Raw genomic sequence first — 20,549 nt, forward strand, 5'->3', positions numbered from 1 at the left:
ACCACTCGCCGTGCAGTCCGGCGAATCCGGCTGGGTCACAGCGGGAAGCTACAAGGAATCCCTTGTCCAGTGGTGCCGGACTCATGGCCGTGATCACGCAGGACTGCTTCCAGCACTCCAAACATTCCCAGCACTCTGACATCGAGGCGACAACATGACTCTCTCCGCTTACGAACAGCGGGAGTGGGACCGGCTCCAGAAGCGAAAGGCGGCCGTCCTCGGCAAGCAGACGAGGAACATCCTTCCGCAGTCGGCCCGGGACCGGCTCGCTTCGCTCGGTCAGAAGGCGAAGAACGCCCCGGGCGCCGACAAAGTGGTTGCCGCGTACGGCGGAGCCGCAAAGGGCCTCGGCAAGGCTGTGGGCGGCACCGCGAGCCGGACGGTGAGCAAGAAACGTGTCATCGAGCAGTATCGACGTGCCGGACACGACATCGCCGGGTTGGACGACATCCGTACGCTCGATCTGCGGATCGTCGACGAGGTCGCCAGGCACAACACGGTGCGGTACGGTCACGCGCTCTCGGCAGCGGCAACCGGCCTCGGATCCGCCGCAGCCGTGACGGGCGGAGAGGTTCTCGCCGGCGCCGGGACCATCGCCGGCGCAGGTGCGGGAGCCGCACCCGGGTTCGGAACCGTGGCCGGGGCGATGGCCGCCGACTCCGCGATGATGCTCGCCCTTGCCACGCGAACGGTCGCCGCCACAGCTCTCTACTACGGCTATCAGCCGAGCGATCCGGAAGAGGAAGTCTTCGTGATGTCCGTGATAGCTCTCGGGATGTCCGCGGGCACATCGGCGAAGGCGGCCGCGTACGCCGAACTGTCCCAGCTCACCCAGTTGCTGGCCAAGAACGCTCCCTGGGCCAAGTTGAACGAGAAGATCCTCACCAAGATCGCCCAGGCCTTCGCGGCGAAGTTCGCGAAGCAACTTCCGAAGAGGAAACTCGGGCAGTTCGTGCCCGTCGCCGGTATGGCAGTCGGTGCGGGGCTGAGCTACATGCTCATCGACGGCATCGCCGTGTCGGCGCGCGACGCGTATCGCGAACGCTTCCTGATGGAGAAGTCGGGCGGAGACCTGACCGGCGTCCCGGACTACGGCGACGCCGACCCCGCACAGGACGACGACGCGATCGGCGTGTTCGAACTGCTCCGGGAGGAAGACGTCCTGCCGACGTCTGCCCCGACCGGCTCCGAGGATCAGCCGGACGACTGCATCCGGTGAGGTACCACCGAGCGAATCGTCGAAGACCCCGGCCGGCCGCCGGCCAACAGACGAGATCCGCAATCGTGCAGGTAGGGGCACGACTTGTGGAAATGCTCAGCGCCGGTCGGCTTGCCTGGGAGGCTCATCGACTGCTCACCGCAGCACATCCGGGTCCGGCGTGCTGTGCGAGGGCGCGGACGCCCGCAAGGTCCGGCACTCAGCCGGCCACCGCCTCGTGCACCAGCCGCTTGAGGTCCCGGAACACCGTGTGCGAGGACCTGGGCCGCACCTGGGTCATGAACTGCACCGTGAGGTCACGGCCCGGGTCGACCCAGAAGGTGGTCGTCGCCACCCCGCTCCAGCCGTACGTGCCGAGCCCGGAGGGCGCCTGCGTACGGCTCGGGTCGACGACCACGGAGACGCCGAGGCCGAAGCCGACGCCGTCGTTGCCGGGTACGTCGTGCGCGGGCCGGCAGCCGAAGGCGCGCAGGTCGGCGCCGCCGGGCAGATGGTTGCGGGTCATCAGGCCGACCGTCTCCGGGGCGAGCAGCCGTACGCCGTCGAGTTCGCCGCGGCGCCGCAGCATCTCCGTGAAGCGGTGCACGTCGTCCGCGGACGCCACCAGACCGCCGCTGCCCGACAGGAACCGGGGCCGGCCCCGCAGCGGCAGCCCGGCCACCGGTTCGATGCCGCCGCCGTCCGTCTCCCCGTACAGCTCGGCCAGGCGGCCCGCCTTCTCGTCCGGCACCTCGAACCCGGCGTCCGCCATGCCGAGCGGGCCGAAGATCCGCTCGGCGAAGAAGGTGTCCAGCGGCTGCCCGGACACCACCTCGACCAGGCGTCCCAGCACATTGCTGGCCACGGAGTAGTTCCACCGCGTACCCGGCTCGAACTGGAGCGGGAGGCTCGCGTACAGGTCGACCGTCTCGGCCAGGCCCGCGCCGGGCCGCACCGAGGACTCCAGACCGGCGGCCCGGTACAGCGCGTCCACCGGGTGCGCGTGGTAGAAGCCGAACGTGAGCCCGGCGGTGTGGGTCATCAGGTGCCGGACGAGGACGGGCCCGTCCGCCGGGCGCGTCACGACGTCGTCGGCGGACCCCTCCACGTACACCCGCGGCTTCGCGAAGGCCGGCAGGTACCGGGCCACCGGGTCGTCCAGCGACAGCCGGCCCTCCTCCACCAGCATCAGCACCGCCACCGACGTGACGGGCTTGGTCATGGAGTAGATGCGCCACAGCGTGTCCGCCCGCACCGGCAGTCCCGCGGCGACGTCCCGGTGCCCGTGCACGGTGAGGTGCGCGACCCGTCCGCCGCGGGCGAGAGCCACCAGGAACCCCGGCAGCCGCCCCTGGTCGACCAGCCGGGCGAAGTGCCCGTCCAGCCGGTCCAGCGCCCCGGGATCCAGCCCGGCCGCCCCCGGATCGGCCTCCTGCCGCAGCGGTCCCATCGCCATCGCCTCCCAGTTCGCCCGACGAGGTGGATGCGGCCTACCCCGCTCACGCGTCCTCAGACCTCACGGACGGGGAAACACGCCGACGCCCCCGCGCGGCCGACGGGCCGGGCGGGGGCGTGCGGGCCGGGGTGTCACTTCTTCTTCGCCGACTCCACGGCGTGCCCGCCGAACTGGTTGCGCAGCGCGGCGATCATCTTCATCTGCGGCGAGTCGTCCTGCCGGGACGCGAACCGGGCGAACAGCGACGCCGTGATCGCGGGCAGCGGCACCGCGTTGTCGATCGCGGCCTCCACGGTCCAGCGTCCCTCACCGGAGTCCGCCGCGTAGCCGCGCAGTTGCTCCAGGTGCTGGTCCTCGTCGAGGGCGTTGACGGCCAGGTCCAGCAGCCAGGAGCGGATGACCGTGCCCTCCTGCCAGGAGCGGAAGACCTCGCGGACGTTGTCGACCGAGTCGACCTTCTCCAGCAGCTCCCAGCCCTCGGCGTAGGCCTGCATCATGGCGTACTCGATGCCGTTGTGGACCATCTTGGAGAAGTGCCCGGCGCCCACCCTGCCCGCGTGGACGTAGCCGTAGGGGCCCTCGGGCTTGAGGGCGTCGAAGATCGGCTTGAGGTCGTCGACGTGCTCCTTCTCGCCGCCGACCATCAGGGCGTAGCCGTTCTCCAGACCCCACACACCGCCCGAGACGCCCGCGTCGACGAAGTTGATGCCGCGCTTGCCCAGCTCCTCGGCGTGCCTCTCGTCGTCGGTCCAGCGGGAGTTGCCGCCGTCGATGACGGTGTCGCCGGGCTTGAGCAGCGCTCCGAGCTGGTCGATGACGCCCTGGGTGGCGGCACCCGCCGGCACCATCACCCAGACCGCGCGCGGCCGCTCGAGCTGGTCGACCATGTCGACGAGGCTGGCGACGTCCGCCAGCTCCGGGTTGGTGTCGTACCCGACGACGGTGTGGCCGGCGCTGCGCAGGCGCTCGCGCATGTTGCCGCCCATCTTGCCGAGACCAACGAGACCGATCTGCATGTCAGTGCCCTTCCTTCAGTTCACGGTAGGCGGCCACCAGCGCGGCCGTGGACGGATCGAGACCGGGCACGTCCGCGCCCTCGGTCAGGGCGGGTTCGACGCGCTTGGCGAGGACCTTGCCGAGCTCGACGCCCCACTGGTCGAAGGAGTCGATGTTCCACACCGCGCCCTGGACGAACACCTTGTGCTCGTACAGCGCGATCAGCTGGCCGAGGACCGAGGGGGTCAGCTCGGTCGCCAGCACGGTCGTGGTGGGGTGGTTGCCGTGGAAGGTGCGGTGCGGCACCTGCTCCTCGGGCACGCCCTCGGCCCGCACCTCGTCGGCGGTCTTGCCGAAGGCGAGTGCCTGGGTCTGCGCGAAGAAGTTGGCCATCAGCAGGTCGTGCTGGGCCTTCAGCTCGTCGCTCAGCTCGGCGACCGGCCGGGCGAAGCCGATGAAGTCCGCCGGGATCAGCTTGGTGCCCTGGTGGATCAACTGGTAGTAGGCGTGCTGCCCGTTGGTGCCGGGCGTGCCCCACACCACCGGCCCCGTCTGCCACTCCACCGGACGGCCTTCGCGGTCCACCGACTTGCCGTTGGACTCCATGTCGAGCTGCTGGAGGTACGCCGTGAACTTCGACAGGTAGTGGCTGTAGGGCAGCACCGCGTGCGACTGCGCGTCGAAGAAGTTGCCGTACCAGATGCCCAGCAGGCCGAGGATCAGCGGTGCGTTGGCCTCCGCGTCGGCGTTGCGGAAGTGCTCGTCCACGATGCGGAAACCGTCGAGCATCTCCCGGAAGCGGTCCGGGCCGATGGCGATCATCAGGGACAGGCCGATCGCCGAGTCGTACGAGTAGCGTCCGCCGACCCAGTCCCAGAACTCGAACATGTTGGCCGTGTCGATGCCGAACTCCGCGACCTTCTCGGCGTTGGTCGACAGCGCGACGAAGTGCCTGGCCACCGCCTTCTCGTCGCCCCCGAGGCCGTCCAGCAGCCAGGAGCGCGCCGAGGTGGCGTTCGTGATCGTCTCGATCGTCGTGAACGTCTTGGACGCCACGATGAACAGCGTCTCGGCCGGGTCCAGGTCGCGCAGCGCCTCGTGCAGGTCGGCGCCGTCCACGTTGGACACGAACCGGAAGGTGAGCGAGCGGTCGGTGAAGGCGCGCAGTGCCTCGTAGGCCATCGCCGGGCCGAGGTCGGAGCCGCCGATGCCGATGTTGACGACGTTCCTGATGCGCTTGCCGGTGTGACCGGTCCACTCGCCGGAACGGACCCGGCCGGCGAAGTCCGTCATCTTGTCGAGGACGGCGTGGACCTTGGGGACGACGTTCTCGCCGTCGACCTCGATCACCGCGTCCCGCGGGGCGCGCAGCGCGGTGTGCAGCACGGCCCGGTCCTCGGTGATGTTGATGCGCTCGCCGCGGAACATGGCGTCGCGCAGCCCGGACACGCCGGTGGCGGCGGCCAGTTGGCGCAGCAGCCGCAGCGTCTCGTCGGTGACCAGGTGCTTGGAGTAGTCGATGCGCAGGTCGCCGACGCGCACGACGTAGCGCTCGGCCCGCCCGGGGTCCTGGGCGAACAGCTCGCGCAGGTCCGGCCGGGACAGCGCGTCCGAGCGGTGTTCCCCGAGCGCGGCCCACTCGGGCCGGGCGGTGAGCTTGGTGGTGTCAGACATGGACGGGGGTCTCCTTGCCGGCCTCGCCGCGCAGGGCGATGGCGTACATCTCGTCCGCGTCGAGGCGCCTGAGCTCCTCGGCGATGAGTTCGGAGGTGGGGCGGACCTTGAGCGCGAGAGAGCGCGGGGGCTGGTCCGGCAGGGTCAGCGTGGCGAGCGGGCCCTCCGGCCGGTCGATGACGATCTCGCCGTTCGCGGTGCCGAGGCGGACGGCCGTGACGACCGGGCCGTCGGTGACCACCCGGTCGACGCGTACGTCGAGCCGCGCCTCCAGCCAGCGGGCCAGCAGCTCGGCGGCCGGGTTGTCGGCCTCGGCCTCCACGGCCGCCGAGGTCACGGGCACCCGTGCCTGGTCCAGGGCCGCGGCCAGCATGGAGCGCCACAGCGTCAGCCGGGTCCAGGCCAGGTCGGTGTCGCCGGGCGCGTAGGAGCGAACCCGGCGCTCCAGGACCTCCATCGGCCGCTCCACCGAGTACAGGTCGGTGATGCGGCGCTGGGCCAGCGCGCCCAGCGGGTCCTTCGACGGGTTGTCCGGCGCCTCCACCGGCCACCACACGACGACCGGGGCGTCCGGCAGCAGCAGCGGCAGGACGACCGAGTCGGCGTGCTCGGAGACCTCGCCGTACATGCGCAGGACGACCGTCTCGCCGGTGCCGGCCTCGGAGCCCACCCGGACCTCGGCGTCGAGGTGCGAGCGGGTGCGTTCGCGCAGGTTGCGGGTGTGCCGCTTGATGACGACCAGGGTGCGCGAGGGGTGCTCGTGCGAGGCCTCCTCGGCGGCCTTGATCGAGTCGTAGGCGTTCTCCTCGTCCGTGACGATCACCATCGTCAGGACCATGCCCACGGCCGGCGTGCCGATGGCCCGGCGGCCCTGCACCAGCGCCTTGTTGATCTTGCTTGCCGTGGTGTCGGTCAGGTCGATCCTCATGGCCTGCGCCAGCTCCGTCCGTCTCGTGCGAGCATCTCGTCGGCTTCCCGCGGTCCCCAGCTTCCCGACGCGTACTGCGCGGGCCTGCCGTTCGTCGCCCAGTACTCCTCGATCGGGTCGAGGATCCGCCAGGACTCCTCCACTTCCTGGTGGCGGGGGAACAGGTTGGCGTCGCCCAGGAGGACGTCCAGGATCAGCCGTTCGTACGCCTCCGGGCTCGACTCCGTGAAGGACTCGCCGTACGCGAAGTCCATCGACACGTCCCGGATCTCCATGGAGGTGCCCGGCACCTTGGAGCCGAAGCGGACCGTCATGCCCTCGTCGGGCTGGACGCGGATGACGATGGCGTTCTCGCCCAGCTCCTCGGTCGCGGTGGAGTCGAAGGGGGAGTGCGGGGCCCGCTGGAAGACGACCGCGATCTCCGTGACCCGGCGGCCCAGCCGCTTGCCGGTGCGCAGGTAGAAGGGGACGCCCGCCCAGCGGCGGTTGTCGATGCCCAGCTTGATCGCCGCGTAGGTGTCCGTGACGGAGGCCGGGTCGATGCCCTCCTCCTCCAGGTAGCCGGGCACCTGCGCGCCGCCCTGCCAGCCGCCCGCGTACTGTCCGCGCACGGTGTGCCGGCCGAGGTCCTCGGGCAGCCGCACCGCGCGCAGCACCTTCAGCTTCTCGGTGAGCAGCGATGCCGCGTCGAAGGAGGCGGGCTCCTCCATCGCGGTGAGCGCGAGCAACTGGAGCAGGTGGTTCTGGATGACGTCACGGGCGGCGCCGATGCCGTCGTAGTAGCCGGCCCGGCCGCCGATGCCGATGTCCTCGGCCATGGTGATCTGCACGTGGTCGACGTAGGACCGGTTCCAGATCGGCTCGTACATCTGGTTGGCGAAGCGCAGCGCCAGGATGTTCTGGACGGTCTCCTTGCCCAGGTAGTGGTCGATGCGGAAGACCTGGTCGGGGTCGAAGACGTCGTGCACGAGCGCGTTCAGGTCGCAGGCGCTGTCCAGGTCGTGGCCGAACGGCTTCTCGATGACCGCGCGGCGCCAGGAGCCCTCGGGGGCGTCTGCCAGCCCGTGCTTCTTGAGCTGCTGGACGACCTTCGGGAAGAACTTCGGCGGCACCGACAGGTAGAAGGCGTAGTTGCCGCTGGTGCCGCGGGAGGCGTCCAGCTCCTCCACGGACTTGCGGAGCTGCTCGAACGCCTCGTCGTCGTCGAAGTCGCCGGGGATGAACCGCATGCCCTCGGCGAGCTGCTGCCAGACCTCCTCGCGGAAGGGCGTGCGCGCGTGCTCCTTGACGGCGTCGTGCACGACCTCGGCGAAGTCCTGGTTCTCCCAGTCCCGGCGGGCGAACCCGACCAGCGAGAAGCCCGGGGGCAGCAGACCCCGGTTGGCGAGGTCGTACACGGCCGGCATCAGCTTCTTGCGGGACAGGTCGCCGGTGACGCCGAAGATGACCAGGCCGGAGGGGCCGGCGATGCGGGGCAGGCGGCGGTCGCGCGGATCGCGCAGCGGATTGCTCCAGTCGAGCGGCGGTACGGGCTCCACGGCCCGGCCGTCCGCCTTCGCGCCCTTCGCCCCCTCGGTGGCTCGGGCGGCCTCGGTCTTCTTCGCCGAGCGGCCGGAGCCGCTCGCCGCACTCGTCCCGGCGGCGGGGGACTCGCCGCCCTTCCGGGCCGCCGGCCGCCGCGCGTCCCGCTCGGCCGCCCCGGTCTTGTCGGCTTCCTTCGTCGCCTCGGTCCCCTGGACCGCCGTAGCGGGAAGCTCCTCGCTCATTCCCCGTCAACTCCCTTGCTGTTCAGGGACTTCGTCACCGCGTCGAGCAGGTCCTGCCAGGCCGACTCGAACTTGGCGACGCCCTCCTGTTCGAGCTGCTCCACCACCTCGTCGTACGAGATGCCGAGCCGCTCCACGGCCGCGAGGTCGGCCCGGGCCTGGGCGTACCCGCCGGTGACCGTGTCGCCCCGGACGACACCGTGATCGGCGGCGGCGTCCAGGGTCGCCTCCGGCATCGTGTTCACGGTGCCGGGAGCGACCAGCTCCTCCACGTACAGGGTGTCCCGATATGCCGGGTCCTTCACACCGGTGGACGCCCACAGGGGGCGCTGGGCGTTGGCCCGGGCACCGGCGAGGGCCGTGAAGCGGTCACCGGAGAAGACCGCCTCGTACGCCTCGTAGGCCAGCCGCGCGTTGGCCAGCGCCGCCTTCCCCTTCAGGGCGAGGGCCTCGTCCGTGCCGAGCAGCGTCAGGCGCTTGTCGATCTCGCTGTCGACGCGGGAGACGAAGAAGGACGCCACGGAGTGGATGCCCGACAGGTCGATCCCGGCCGCCCGCGCCTTCTCCAGACCGGCGAGGTAGGCGTCCATGACCTCGCGGTAGCGCTCCAGCGAGAAGATCAGCGTGACGTTGACGCTGATGCCGGCGCCGACGACCTCGGTGATCGCCGGGAGGCCGGCCTTCGTCGCCGGGATCTTGATCATCACGTTGGGGCGGTCGACGAGCCAGGCGAGCTGGCGGGCCTCGGCGACGGTGGCCCCGGTCCGGTGGGCCAGACGCGGGTCGACCTCGATGGAGACCCGGCCGTCCCGGCCGCCGGTGGCGTCGTACACCGGACGCAGCACGTCGGCGGCGGCGCGGACGTCGGCCGTGGTCATCATGCGCACGGCCTCGTCGACGGTGACGCCCCGGACCGCGAGGTCGGCGAGCTGCTCCTCGTAGCCCTCGCCGGAGCCTATGGCGGCCTGGAAGATCGACGGGTTGGTGGTGACGCCGACGACGTTCTTCGTCTCGACCAGTCCGGCGAGGTTGCCGGACTCGATCCGCCGCCGCGACAGGTCGTCCAGCCAGACGGAGACGCCCGCCTCGGACAGGCGTCGGAGGGCTCCCGCGGTCGCGGTCGCTTCGGTCACTGTGATCATCTTCTTTCTGCGGTGGGATCAACCGCGGACGGCGGCCAGGGATTCCCGGGCGGCGGCGGTGACGTGCTCGGCGGTGAAGCCGTACTCGGTGAACAGGGTCTCGGCGTCGGCGGAGGCGCCGAAGTGCTCCAGGGAGACGATGCGGCCCGCGTCGCCCACGAAGCGGTGCCAGGTCAGGCCGATCCCGGCCTCCACGGCCACCCGGGCCCGCACGGACGGCGGCAGCACGCTGTCGCGGTACTCGCGCGGCTGCTCCTCGAACCACTCGACGGACGGCATCGACACCACGCGGGTGGGGACGCCCTCGGCCTCCAGCGCCTCGCGGGCCGCCACGGCGAGCTGCACCTCGGAGCCGGTGGCGATCAGGACGACGTCCGGGGAGCCGGTGGAGGCCTCCTCGCGCACGTAGCCGCCGCGCGCCGCGTCCGGGTTCGGGGCGTAGGTCGGCACGCCCTGGCGGGTCAGCGCGAGGCCGTGCGGCGCCGGGGCGGTGGAGTGCCGCTCGAGGATCTCGGCCCAGACGACGGCGGTCTCGTTGGCGTCGGCCGGGCGGACCACGTTCAGACCGGGGATGGCGCGCAGCGAGGCCAGGTGCTCGACCGGCTGGTGGGTGGGGCCGTCCTCGCCGAGCCCGATGGAGTCGTGCGTCCACACGTAGGTCACCGGGAGCTGCATCAGCGCGGACATCCGCACGGCGTTGCGCATGTAGTCGGAGAAGACCAGGAAGGTGCCGCCGTAGACGCGGGTGTTGCCGTGCAGGGCGATGCCGTTCATCTCCGCGGCCATGGAGAACTCGCGGATGCCGAAGTGCACGGTGCGGCCGTACGGGTCGGCCTCCGGCAGCGGGTTGCCCGCGGGCAGGAAGGAGCTGGTCTTGTCGATGGTCGTGTTGTTGGACCCGGCCAGGTCGGCGGAGCCGCCCCACAGCTCGGGCAGGACCGCGCCGAGCGCCTGGAGGACCTTGCCGGACGCGGCGCGCGTGGCGACCGCCTTGCCGGGCTCGAACACCGGCAGCGCGTCCTGCCAGCCCTCCGGCAGCCGGCCCGCGACGACGCGGTCGAACAGCTTGGCGCGCTCGGGCTGGGCGCCGCGCCACTTGTCGAGCCGCTTGGCCCAGGCGGCGTGCTCCTCGGCGCCCCGGTCCAGGGCCCCGCGGGTGTGGGCGAGGACCTCGTCGGCGACCTCGAAGGTCTTCTCCGGGTCGAAGCCGAGGACGCGCTTGGTGGCCGCGACCTCGTCCTCGCCGAGCGCGGAGCCGTGGGACGCCTCGGTGTTCCGCGCGTTCGGCGCCGGCCAGGCGATGATCGTGCGCATGGCGATGATGGAGGGCCGCCCGGTCTCGGCCTTCGCCGCCGTCAGGGCCGCGTACAGGGCGCGCACGTCCACGTCGCCGTTCTCGGCGGGCTCGATGCGCTGCACGTGCCAGCCGTACGCCTCGTAGCGCTTCAGCACGTCCTCGGAGAAGGCGGTCGCGGTGTCGCCCTCGATGGAGATGTGGTTGTCGTCGTAGAGGAAGACCAGGTTCCCGAGCCTCTGGTGCCCGGCGAGGGACGACGCCTCGGCGGAGACGCCCTCCTGGAGGTCGCCGTCGGAGACGATGGCCCAGATCGTGTGGTCGAAGGGGGACTCGCCCTCGGGAGCCTCCGGGTCGAACAGGCCGCGCTCGTAGCGGGCGGCCATCGCCATGCCGACCGCGTTGGCGACGCCCTGGCCGAGGGGGCCGGTGGTGGTCTCCACGCCCGCGGTGTGCCCGTACTCCGGGTGGCCCGGCGTCTTCGAGCCGTGGGTGCGGAACGCCTTGAGGTCCTCCAGCTCCAGCTCGTAGCCCGCGAGGTAGAGCTGCGTGTACAGGGTCAGCGAGGTGTGCCCGGGGGAGAGGACGAAGCGGTCACGGCCGGTCCACTCGGGATCTGCGGGATCGTGCCGCATCACCTTCTGAAAGATCGTGTACGCGGCGGGGGCGAGCGCCATCGCCGTGCCGGGGTGACCATTGCCGACCTTCTGCACCGCGTCCGCCGCGAGAACACGGGCGGTGTCGACGGCACGCCGGTCGAGTTCGGTCCATTTGAAGCTGTCCGCGCTGTCCGTGGAGTGCGTGCTCATCTTCAAGAAATCCTCGATCGGAGCGTAGGAGCTGGTCTGACGCGTTCAAATTTAAAAGTCTGACTTTTGGGAGTGAAGGTTGTGGTGTGCCAGCCTGTGGTGAAACTGGGACACGCACCGGCGCCCTCGCGTCCGGGCGGCACGGCGCGAGAAGGACATGGCGGACGAACACACCCAACACGGCGACGACGGCGGCGACGGGATCAGAACCTTCCCCTTCCCGGTCGATCTCAGCCTCCTCGGCGTCGGCATGCAGGTCGGCCCCATGGGCGCCGGCCGCACCTGGCACGCGCACGCCCCGCTGCACCGCGTGCACCGCATCGACTTCCACATCGTCATGCTGTTCACCGGCGGCCCGGTCCGTCACATGATCGACTTCGCCGAGTACGAGGCGACGGCCGGCGATCTGCTGTGGATCCGGCCCGGCCAGGTCCACCGCTTCTCGCCCGAGAGCGAGTACCGCGGAACGGTGCTGACCATGCAGCCCGGCTTCCTGCCCCGCGCCACCGTGGAGGCCACCGGCCTCTACCGCTACGACCTGCCGCCCCTGCTCCACCCCGACGAGGCGCGGCTCGCGGCCCTGACCGCCTCGCTCGACCAGCTCCGGCGCGAGTACGAGGACGCCACGACCCTGCCGCTCAGCCTGCACACCGCCGTGCTGCGCCACACGCTCACCGCGTTCCTGCTGCGCCTCGCCCATCTCGCGGCCGGCTCGGCGCAGGAGGCACGCCGGGGGAGGGGTCAGGCGGACACGCCGGGGGACACCACCTTCACCCTCTTCCGCGACGCGGTCGAGCGCGGCTTCGCCACCAACCACAGCGTCAGCGCCTACGCCGACGCGCTGGGTTACTCGCGCCGCACCCTCGTCCGCGCGGTGCGCGCCGCGACCGGCGAGACGCCCAAGGGGTTCATCGACAAGCGGGTGGTGCTGGAGGCCAAGCGGCTCCTCGCGCACAGCGACCTGCCCATCGCCCGGGTCGGGGCGGCGGTCGGCTTCCCGGACGCGGCGAACTTCTCCAAGTTCTTCCAGCAGCACACGGACATGACCCCGGCGGCGTTCCGGGCGGAGCTGCGCTGAGCCGCGGCACGGCCGAGGGGCCCCACGCGTACGTGGAGCCCCCAGGTCGTGCCTGACCGCGGGTCAGCGCCCGAAGGTGAACCAGTTGACGTTGACGAAGTCCGCCGGCTGGCCGCTGGTGAACGTCAGATACACGTCGTGCGTGCCCGTCACCGCGCCGATGTTCGCGGGAATCGTCCGCCACGACTGCCAGCCGCCCGTGCTGCCCACCGCGAAGCTGCCGACGGGCGTGGAGGTGCGGCTGTCCAGCCGCACCTCCACGAGGCCGCTGACGCCGGACGCCGCGCCGCTCGCCACCCGGGCACTGAACTGCGTCGCCGCAGCCGACCCGAAGTCGACGCCCTTGTACTGGGCCCAGTCGCCGTCGGCGAGCGCGCCCAGGTTCTGCCCGCCGCCCGTGTCCGAGGTGCTCTCGGTCATCGTGCCCGACTGGGCGTCGTAGGACTCCGCCTGGAGGGTGCCGTACGCGTCGCGGCCGCCCGTCGGCGGAGGCGTGGTGCCGCCCCCGCCGGACGAGAGCACCTGGACGTAGTCGACGAGCATCGGGTGGCCGGGCTGGGTGCCGGCGTCGGGCCCGCCGCCGAAGGCGTTCGGGAAGCCGCCGCCCATCGCCACGTTGAGGATGACGTAGTAGCCGTGGTGGGTGGCGTTCGCCCAGGTCGTCGCGTCGACCTGGTCGGCGCGCACCGTGTGGTAGGTGGTCCCGTCGACGGAGAAGCGGATCTGCTCGACGCTCGTCGAACGGTCCCACTCCACCCGGTACGTGTGGAACCCGGCCTGGCACGTGGCGCCGGGACAGGGGGTGCTGCCGCCGATGCCGCTGGTCTCGTTGCAGGGGCCGCCCGGTGAGGTGCCGCAGTGCATGGTGGCCCAGACCGTGTTGAGGCCCTGCGTGTTCTCCATGACGTCGATCTCGCCGACCGCGGGCCAGTTCCAGTAGTTGCCCCGGTAGGGCGCGCCCAGCATCCAGAACGCCGGCCAGTAGCCCTTGGCCGCGGCCCCCGTGACGTTCGGGACCTGGATGCGGGCCTCCACGCGCAGCTTGCCGCCGGCCGGGGGCTGGAAGTCGGTGCGCCTCGTCTCGACGCGGCCCGACGTCCAGTTGCCGGCGCCGTCCCGCAGCGGGGTGATGCGCAGGTTGCCGTTGCCGTCCAGGGAGACGTTGCTCGTGGACGACGTCATCGTCTCGATCTCGCCGGTGCCCCAGTTGGCGGGGCCGCCGGGATACGAAGTGCCGGTCGCGTACTGCCAGTTCGAGGTGTTGACGCCGGATCCGGCGGCGCCGTCGAAGTCGTCGGCGAAGACCTGGGTCCAGCCGGTCGGCGGAGGGGGAGCGGAGGCGTTGGCGGACGGCCCGGTGACGGCGGCCGCGGCGGCGGCGAGGCCGAGCGTGCCGACGACGGCCACGAACGCCCGGCGCCACGGGCGGCGTCCGGGTGCTGTGCCGGAGGTCTCTCTCATGTGGGGGTGCCTCTCGGGTGGGGGAACGGACGGCCCGAACAGCGCTCCCCGGACGTTCTGAGAGCGCTCTCAGGGTGCGGCCAATGTGCTCCCGGGCGCAGGCGCCGTCAAGAGGTGAAGCCGAGAAAGTCCGTGCCGCGGACCGGAGTTCAGTCCGTGAACGGGGTGAAGGCTCACGCCGGCGGAGCGTCCCGGAGATGCCGGGAGGCGCACGGCAGGGGCGCAGACCAGGGGATGCCGGTGACCGGCGGGCACGGCTCCGGCGCTCCCACGGCGTGCCATGATCGGCGGCAGGCGGAAGTGCGGCGGGCGACGGAAGGGTGCGACGTGAGGCTGACGATTCTGGGCGGCGGCGGTTTCCGGGTGCCGCTCGTGTACGGGGCGCTCCTCGCGGACCGCGGCGAGGGGCGCGTGACCCGCGTCGTGCTGCACGACCTGGACGCGGACCGGCTCTCCGCGGTGACCCGGGTGCTCGCCGAGCAGGCGGCGGGGGTGGCGGGCGCGCCCGAGGTGACCGCCACGACCGACCTGGACGAGGCGCTGCGCGGCGCCGACTTCGTGTTCTCCGCGATCCGCGTCGGCGGCCTGCAGGGCCGCGCGGACGACGAGAGGGTCGCGCTCGCCGAGGGCGTCCTCGGCCAGGAGACCGTCGGCGCGGGTGGCATCGCGTACGGACTGCGCACCGTCCCGGTCGCCGCCGACATCGCCCGCCGCGTGGCCCGGCTCGCGCCGGACGCCTGGGTCATCAACTTCACCAACCCGGCCGGCCTGGTCACCGAGGCGATGGCCCGGCACCTCGGCGACCGCGTCATCGGCATTTGCGACTCACCGGTCGGCCTCGGCCGCCGCATCGCCCGCGTGCTCGGTGCCGACCCGCGGGAGGCCTGGATCGACTACGTCGGCCTCAACCACCTCGGCTGGGTCCGCGGCCTGCGCGTCGCCGGCCGCGACGAACTCCCGCGCCTGCTCGCCGACCCCGCCCTGCTCGGCTCCTTCGAGGAGGGCCGTCTCTTCGGCGCCGACTGGCTCAGGTCCCTCGGCGCGATCCCCAACGAGTACCTTCACTACTACTACTTCAACCGGGAGGCCGTACGCGCCTACCGGGAGGCGGAACGGACCCGCGGCGCGTTCCTGCGCGACCAGCAGGCCTGCTTCTACGAGGAGGCGCGCCGCCCCGGCGCCTGCGCCCTCGCCGCCTGGGAGCGCACCCGTGCCGAACGCGAGGCCACCTACATGTCCGAGAACCGGGAGGCGGCCGGGGCGGGGGAGCGCGAGGCCGACGACCTGTCCGGCGGGTACGAGAAGGTGGCGCTGGCGCTGATGCGGGCCGTCGCCCGCAACGAGCGCACGGTCCTCATCCTCAACGTCCGCAACCGCGGCACCCTGTCGGTCCTCGACCACGAGGCCGTGATCGAGGTGCCGTGCGTGGTCGACGCGAGCGGCGCGCACCCGGTGGCCGTCGACCCGCTGCCGGGCCACGCCACCGGCCTGGTCTGCGCGGTCAAGGCCGTCGAACGGGAGGTGCTGGCCGCCGCCGGCACCGGCTCCCGCGCCGCCGCCGTCAAGGCCTTCGCCCTGCACCCCCTCGTCGACTCGGTGAACACCGCCCACCGCCTCCTCGACGGCTACAGGGCGGTGCATCCGGGCCTGGCCTATCTGAGGTAGCCCGTACGGCGGGCCCCGCCCCAGGGGGCGCGTCGCCGGAGGGTGTCCCCGCACTTCGCGTGCCCTTGCCGGTCCGTCACCCCGGTGCCGGCACGGGGGAACCGCGCGACCGGCCACCCGTGGCCGCCGACCGGCGCGGGCCCCGCTCCCCGGGCGGTCCCTTCGCGCTAGGCCGGCGCTCCGGCCGCCGTGTCCGGTGCGGCGGCGGGGACGCCGCGGCCGGACGCAGGGGCCGGTGCGGGGGTCGGTCGCGCCGCGAGGTCCGTGCGCTGCTGCGGCAGGGACACCGGCAGCAGCGGACGCGGCCCGGACACCACCGCGTAGTCCTGCCCGAGGAAGGGCGGCACCAGCTCGCCCGGATCGTCGCCGAGCGCCAGCCGCACGGCGGCCCACGGTGCGTTGATCCCGCACAGCGAGAGCTGGTGCAGCCCGCCGGCCGGACGGGTGTTGACGTCCATCAGCACGGGACGGTCCCCGAACATCCGGAACTGCACGTTGGACAGGTGGTGCAGCCCGAACTCCTCGGCGATCCGCCGGGCCGGCGCCAGCCACCGCTCGCCGAGCGTGAACCCCCGCCGCCGGCCGTTCTTGGTGCGGCCCACCGCCATCCGCACCCGGTCGTCCGGGCCGGTGAGGAGGTCCACCGACACCTCCGGCTGCTCCAGCCGCGGCATCACCAGCCAGTCGACCGGTTCGTCGGCCGCCCTCAGCGCGTCGACGACCAGGCGCAGCGGGACGTGCGGGGACGGAAAGCCGTTCAGGTGCCCGAGGGAGAAGGGATCGCGGGTGACCGTGCGAAAGCCCACCCCGCCCGCGCCGGACGCCGGTTTGAAGCACGCCCTGTCGCCCCGCTGCTCCAACTCCTCGACCGCGGCGACGAGTTCGTCCGCCGTGCGGACCCGCCACCACGGCGGCACCGGCACCCCGGTCGCCCGTACGGCCTCGTACGCGACCACCTTGTCCCGGAAGACGGCGACCGCCTCGGGCGGCGGCGCGAGCAGCGCGGTGCCGGCCGCCTCGAACTCGGCGCGGTGCGCCACGATCGCCGCCTGGTGCAGCCGGGGCACGAACACGTCGATGCCGCGCCGTACGCACACGGCGAGGGCGTACTCGACGTACGCGGCCGGCGACAGGCCCTCGGGCTCCGGCTCGGCGGTGTCGGCGGCGGCGAGCACGGGGGAGTCCGGATCGCCGTGCGTGGCGTGGATCTCGACGGCCCGCGCGTCGGGATTGCGCCGGAGCTGATCCATGAAGAACACGTTCTCCGCGTACGTGCGGTTGAGCCAGACGCGTACGCGGGAGATCATGCTTGCCGCCTTTCACGGTGCGCGGGCACGCCGAAGCGGGGCCGTGCCCGGCCGGGTGGTTGGAGGTACGCCGAGCCGCCCTGCGCGGAGGGGATTCGGAGCGGTGGCGTCGGGGCGATCATAGGGGCTCCGGGGCCGCCCGGCGCAACGCGCGTCACACGGATGCCCGGCAGCCGCACGCCGGAGCCGCAAGGACGCCGTCCGGCCGGAGCGGGAAGCCCTTGTGACCCGGTCGCCGATGTGATCTCTTGGCCTCGGACGAGCGCGGGAAAGAGGCGGGGGATGAGATCCACGAACGGGGGGCCCGGACAGCTCTGGGCCATCAGCGACCTGCACATCGGCTACGCGGAGAACCGCGCGCTGGTCGAGGAGATGCGGCCCGAGTCGGACGACGACTGGCTGCTGGTGGCCGGTGACGTGGCGGAGACCGTGGCCGACGTCCGCTGGGCCCTCGGCACCCTCGCCGCCCGCTTCCGCCGCGTCGTCTGGGCCCCCGGCAACCACGAACTGTGGACCCACCCCAAGGACACCGTCACCCTGCGCGGCGAGGCCCGCTACCGGCACCTCGTCGAGGTCTGCCGCGAACTCGGCGTGACCACGCCCGAGGACCCCTACCCCGTGTGGGAGGGAGCCGGCGGCCCGGCGGTCGTCGCACCGCTGTTCCTGCTCTACGACTACTCCTTCCTGCCGCCCGGCTGCGCGACCAAGGAGGAGGGCCTGGCCTACGCGCACGGGACCGGCATCGTGTGCAGCGACGAGTACCTGCTCCACCCCGACCCGCACCCGAGCCGCGAGGACTGGTGCCGGGCGCGGGTCGCCGAGACCGAACGCAGGCTCGCCGAGCTGCCCGGGGACCTGCCGGCCGTCCTCGTCAACCACTATCCGCTGGACCGCCACCCCACCGAGGTCCTGTGGTACCCCGAGTTCGCCATGTGGTGCGGCACCCGGCTGACCGCCGACTGGCACCGGCGCTTCCGCGTCGACACCGTCGTCTACGGGCACCTGCACATCCCGCGGACCACCTGGCACGAGGGTGTCCGCTTCGAGGAGGTGTCGGTCGGCTACCCCCGGGAATGGCGCAAGCGGTCCACACCGCCCGGGCGGCTGCGCCGCATCCTGCCCACACCGTCGAGTAAGGAAACGGCCCGTTGATCGAGGACCTTCTGCCCGAAACGGTCGTCGCCGTGGAGGCGTACGGCACCGACGACACGGGACACTCGCCCCTGTACCCCGAGGAGGAGGCCCTCGTCGCCCGGGCCGTCGACAAGCGGCGCCGTGAGTTCACCGCCGTGCGGTCCTGCGCGCGCCGGGCCATGCGGAAACTCGGCGTGCTCCCGCAGCCCGTCCTGCCCGGGGAGCGCGGCGCGCCGCGCTGGCCGGCCGGGCTGGTCGGCAGCATGACCCACTGCGACGGCTACTGCGCCGCCGTCCTGGCCCGCGCCGGCGACCTGGCCTCCCTCGGCATCGACGCCGAACCCGACGGGCCGCTGCCCGACGGCGTGCTGTCCGCCGTGGCCCTGCCCGGCGAGGCGGAGCGGCTCGGCCGTCTGGCCGCAGAACGTCCCGACGTCCACTGGGACCGGCTGCTGTTCAGCGCCAAGGAGTCCGTCTACAAGGCGTGGTTCCCCCTGACCGGGCAGTGGCTGGACTTCGCGGAGGCCGACATCGAGATCACCGTGGATCCCGGCGACGGCCGCCGCGGCCGGCTGCACGCCGACCTCCTCGTGCCGGGGCCGACCGTGGGCGGACGCCGCCTGACCCACTTCACGGGCGAGTGGACCGCCCGCCGCGGCCTGGTCGCCACGGCGATCACGGTCCCGCACACCTGAGCCGACGCCCGCCGAGCGGCGGAACGGCGCCCGCCCCCGGACGGTCCGTCAGGAGGGCGGGCACCAACTGCCCACCAGCCGGAAGAAGGCGTCCTCGTTCCCCGCCAGACCCGCGGCCTCGAGCGCCCGTTCCGCCTCGGCGAGCACGGAGGGCGGGACGACGGGCGCTCCGGCCGCGGTGTCGAAACCCGCCCGGACGGTGTGCAGCAGACGCAGGTAGGCCTGGACGGCGGTGCGCTCGCGGTCGGTCGGTACGGCGGTGGTCATCGGTCGGCTCCCCACAACGACATCGGTGGTCACGCGCCCCCGCACCGCGGTGGCACTCCTCCCAGCTTGCCGTCCCCCACTGACAATCGAGCCGAGCCGCGCGGCGCCGGCTTCACGGCTCGGGGCGCTTCACGCTCTCCAGGAGCATGTCCAGCCACTCGGCGACCTTGTCGCGGTGCTGGTCGGTGGGGAGTTGAGCGGCCCGCCAGGCGATGCCGCGCACACCGTGGTCCTGGAGCAGCCGCTCCAGCGGATCGCCGGCCGCGTCCGCCGCCTCCCGTTCACGGTCGGCGAGTTGCTGGAGCAGTTCCTGCTCGGTGTGCTGGAGCGCGCCCGCGAGCGCCTCGGGGTCCTCCGCGGTGAGGAAGCCGGCGTGCACGCCGAAGAAGCGCTGGATCGCGTCGCAGTGCTCCATGGTGGGCCGGCGGTCGCCGTTGATGAGGGCGCCCGCCTGCTGCCGGGACATGCCGGCGCCGTCGGCGATCTCCTGCTGGGTGTACTTGCGCCCGTTGGGCTTGAGACGGGTGCGCCGCAGCAGGTCCAGCCGCTGCACGAACCGGGCCTGCACATCGGGCTCGCCCGCGGGCCGGCCGCCCAGCAGGGCGGCCACCACGGGCTCGGGGACACCGGAGGCGACGGAGAGTGCACCGACGTCGAAGACCTCGGCGTGCGACACGCCGAGCCGGTCCGCGAGTGCGGTGACGCGGGCGACCACGGCCGGCAGCGCGGCCGTCGGCTTGGCACCCTGACCCTCGAAGCCACCCGTCACCGACAGATCTCCTACGTCTCTCACAGGCCTCACAGGCTTCACACGAGCGGTAGCCGTGAACTTCCCGGAGAGTAGCCTGCCGCTCGGACCACATCCAGGTCTCGCCACAACTGTGGCCAATTTCAGCCGTCAACACGTACAGAATGCCACGATAGTTGACACGCCTCGCGTCGGGGCAGCAGGATCGGGACGCCGCGAGAAGGCCGCATAGGCAAGAGGGGTGACCTCCCGATGGCATTTCAGGCAGGAGGACCGCGGCCGGCACCGCGGCCCGTCCCCGCGACCCCCGGTGCCCAGGCGTATCTCCAGGACTACGCCACGCTCCTGGAAGCCGTCTCCTTCCCCTCCTTCGTGGTGGACCACCGCTGGGACGTGCTCCTGGCCAACGGCGCCTTCCGGACACTCTTCCGGGGGATCGGTCCGCACCCCACGGCCATGCCGGCCGACAACTTCCTGCGGTTCGTCCTCTTCCACCCGGACGCCTCCACGGTCCTCGGGGACCACGAGTCGTCCTGGTGCCTGCCGATGCTGGCCCACTTCGCCGACGCCCTGGAGCGGTACGGACACGACCCCGCCCTCCAGGCGGTCCGCCGGGACATCGCCCAGGACCCGCTGATGGAGGCCGCCTACCGGCAGGGTCTGCCGCACTGGATGCGCGCCGTCGGCGAGGAGGCCGTCGAGCACGACGGCGCCGTACGCCCGCTGCACCACCCCGACCCCCGTCGGGGCGTCACCGACTGCCGTGTCGTCGTCGAGACGCCGAGGTCGCTGGAGCGACTGGGCTGCACCCGGCTGACGCTGGTCCTGCGCGAGACGCGCCGCCCTGCGCAGCGGCCCGCCCGGGCCGCCCGCACCGCCTCCCACCTGAGAGTGGTCTCCGGCACCGACTGACGCCGCCCCGGCCGGTGAG

Annotated in this window: 17 protein-coding genes; 6 read left to right on the top strand and 11 right to left on the bottom strand. The window is 72.3% G+C overall.

The window, feature by feature from the left end:
• The first annotated feature begins 154 nt into the window (after nucleotides 1-154).
• A complete protein-coding gene (locus ACH499_RS09115; protein ID WP_399014442.1) occupies nucleotides 155-1,219 on the top strand; it encodes an EcsC family protein in 1,065 nt (354 codons plus the stop codon).
• A 199-nt stretch (nucleotides 1,220-1,418) separates the two neighbouring features.
• Here the strand turns inward: ACH499_RS09115 and ACH499_RS09120 are convergent, their stop codons facing one another.
• From ACH499_RS09120 to tkt, 7 genes are all read right to left on the bottom strand, one after another.
• Entirely contained in the window at nucleotides 1,419-2,648 is a 1,230-nt protein-coding gene (locus tag ACH499_RS09120) for a serine hydrolase domain-containing protein (RefSeq protein WP_399014748.1), read from the bottom strand.
• 137 nt (nucleotides 2,649-2,785) lie between these two features.
• Complete coding sequence (gene gnd / locus ACH499_RS09125; protein WP_399014443.1) at nucleotides 2,786-3,670, bottom strand: phosphogluconate dehydrogenase (NAD(+)-dependent, decarboxylating); 885 nt, start codon at nucleotides 3,668-3,670, stop codon at nucleotides 2,786-2,788.
• Nucleotide 3,671: 1 nt separating this feature from the next.
• Nucleotides 3,672-5,324 carry a glucose-6-phosphate isomerase gene (gene pgi, locus ACH499_RS09130; protein WP_399014444.1) on the bottom strand — a complete coding sequence of 551 codons (1,653 nt, stop codon included), beginning with the start codon at nucleotides 5,322-5,324 and terminating at the stop codon, nucleotides 3,672-3,674.
• On the bottom strand, nucleotides 5,317-6,252 hold the full coding sequence (gene opcA, locus ACH499_RS09135; protein ID WP_365594496.1) for a glucose-6-phosphate dehydrogenase assembly protein OpcA: 936 nt from the start codon (nucleotides 6,250-6,252) through the stop codon (nucleotides 5,317-5,319). The genes pgi and opcA overlap by 8 nt, the downstream gene beginning before the upstream one ends.
• Nucleotides 6,249-8,018 carry a glucose-6-phosphate dehydrogenase gene (zwf, locus tag ACH499_RS09140; RefSeq protein WP_399014445.1) on the bottom strand — a complete coding sequence of 590 codons (1,770 nt, stop codon included), beginning with the start codon at nucleotides 8,016-8,018 and terminating at the stop codon, nucleotides 6,249-6,251. Before zwf ends, opcA begins: the two co-directional genes overlap by 4 nt.
• On the bottom strand, nucleotides 8,015-9,160 hold the full coding sequence (gene tal / locus ACH499_RS09145) for a transaldolase (protein WP_356201179.1): 1,146 nt from the start codon (nucleotides 9,158-9,160) through the stop codon (nucleotides 8,015-8,017). The genes zwf and tal overlap by 4 nt, the downstream gene beginning before the upstream one ends.
• A gap of 18 nt (nucleotides 9,161-9,178) precedes the next feature.
• Nucleotides 9,179-11,263, bottom strand: a complete 2,085-nt coding sequence (tkt, locus tag ACH499_RS09150) for a transketolase (protein ID WP_399014446.1) — start codon at nucleotides 11,261-11,263, stop codon at nucleotides 9,179-9,181.
• 157 nt (nucleotides 11,264-11,420) lie between these two features.
• On the opposite strand from tkt, the gene ACH499_RS09155 reads away from it, so the two are divergent.
• Nucleotides 11,421-12,341 (top strand): AraC family transcriptional regulator, encoded by a 921-nt coding sequence (locus tag ACH499_RS09155; protein WP_356201176.1) that lies wholly within the window; start codon nucleotides 11,421-11,423, stop codon nucleotides 12,339-12,341.
• Nucleotides 12,342-12,404: 63 nt separating this feature from the next.
• Here ACH499_RS09155 and ACH499_RS09160 read toward each other — a convergent pair whose 3' ends face one another.
• Entirely contained in the window at nucleotides 12,405-13,802 is a 1,398-nt protein-coding gene (locus ACH499_RS09160; protein WP_399014447.1) for a glycoside hydrolase family 16 protein, read from the bottom strand.
• Nucleotides 13,803-14,129: 327 nt separating this feature from the next.
• Here ACH499_RS09160 and ACH499_RS09165 point away from each other — a divergent pair, with 327 nt between their 5' ends.
• On the top strand, nucleotides 14,130-15,467 hold the full coding sequence (locus tag ACH499_RS09165) for a 6-phospho-beta-glucosidase (RefSeq protein WP_399014448.1): 1,338 nt from the start codon (nucleotides 14,130-14,132) through the stop codon (nucleotides 15,465-15,467).
• A 167-nt stretch (nucleotides 15,468-15,634) separates the two neighbouring features.
• Here the strand turns inward: ACH499_RS09165 and ACH499_RS09170 are convergent, their stop codons facing one another.
• Entirely contained in the window at nucleotides 15,635-16,774 is a 1,140-nt protein-coding gene (locus ACH499_RS09170; RefSeq protein WP_399014449.1) for an ATP-grasp domain-containing protein, read from the bottom strand.
• Nucleotides 16,775-17,056: 282 nt separating this feature from the next.
• Here ACH499_RS09170 and ACH499_RS09175 point away from each other — a divergent pair, with 282 nt between their 5' ends.
• A complete protein-coding gene (locus ACH499_RS09175) occupies nucleotides 17,057-17,926 on the top strand; it encodes a metallophosphoesterase (protein WP_356201170.1) in 870 nt (289 codons plus the stop codon).
• Nucleotides 17,923-18,603 (top strand): 4'-phosphopantetheinyl transferase, encoded by a 681-nt coding sequence (locus ACH499_RS09180; RefSeq protein WP_399014450.1) that lies wholly within the window; start codon nucleotides 17,923-17,925, stop codon nucleotides 18,601-18,603. The genes ACH499_RS09175 and ACH499_RS09180 overlap by 4 nt, the downstream gene beginning before the upstream one ends.
• Before the next feature lie 48 nt (nucleotides 18,604-18,651).
• Here the strand turns inward: ACH499_RS09180 and ACH499_RS09185 are convergent, their stop codons facing one another.
• Both ACH499_RS09185 and ACH499_RS09190 read right to left on the bottom strand, forming a co-directional pair.
• Entirely contained in the window at nucleotides 18,652-18,870 is a 219-nt protein-coding gene (locus ACH499_RS09185; RefSeq protein ID WP_356201167.1) for a hypothetical protein, read from the bottom strand.
• 112 nt (nucleotides 18,871-18,982) lie between these two features.
• Nucleotides 18,983-19,639, bottom strand: a complete 657-nt coding sequence (locus tag ACH499_RS09190) for a helix-turn-helix transcriptional regulator (protein WP_356201165.1) — start codon at nucleotides 19,637-19,639, stop codon at nucleotides 18,983-18,985.
• Between the two features lie 231 nt (nucleotides 19,640-19,870).
• Here ACH499_RS09190 and ACH499_RS09195 point away from each other — a divergent pair, with 231 nt between their 5' ends.
• On the top strand, nucleotides 19,871-20,530 hold the full coding sequence (locus tag ACH499_RS09195; protein WP_399014451.1) for a hypothetical protein: 660 nt from the start codon (nucleotides 19,871-19,873) through the stop codon (nucleotides 20,528-20,530).
• Nucleotides 20,531-20,549 lie beyond the last annotated feature (19 nt).

The organism is Streptomyces sp. NPDC018947 (genome assembly GCF_044390505.1).
Taxonomy (GTDB): domain Bacteria; phylum Actinomycetota; class Actinomycetes; order Streptomycetales; family Streptomycetaceae; genus Streptomyces.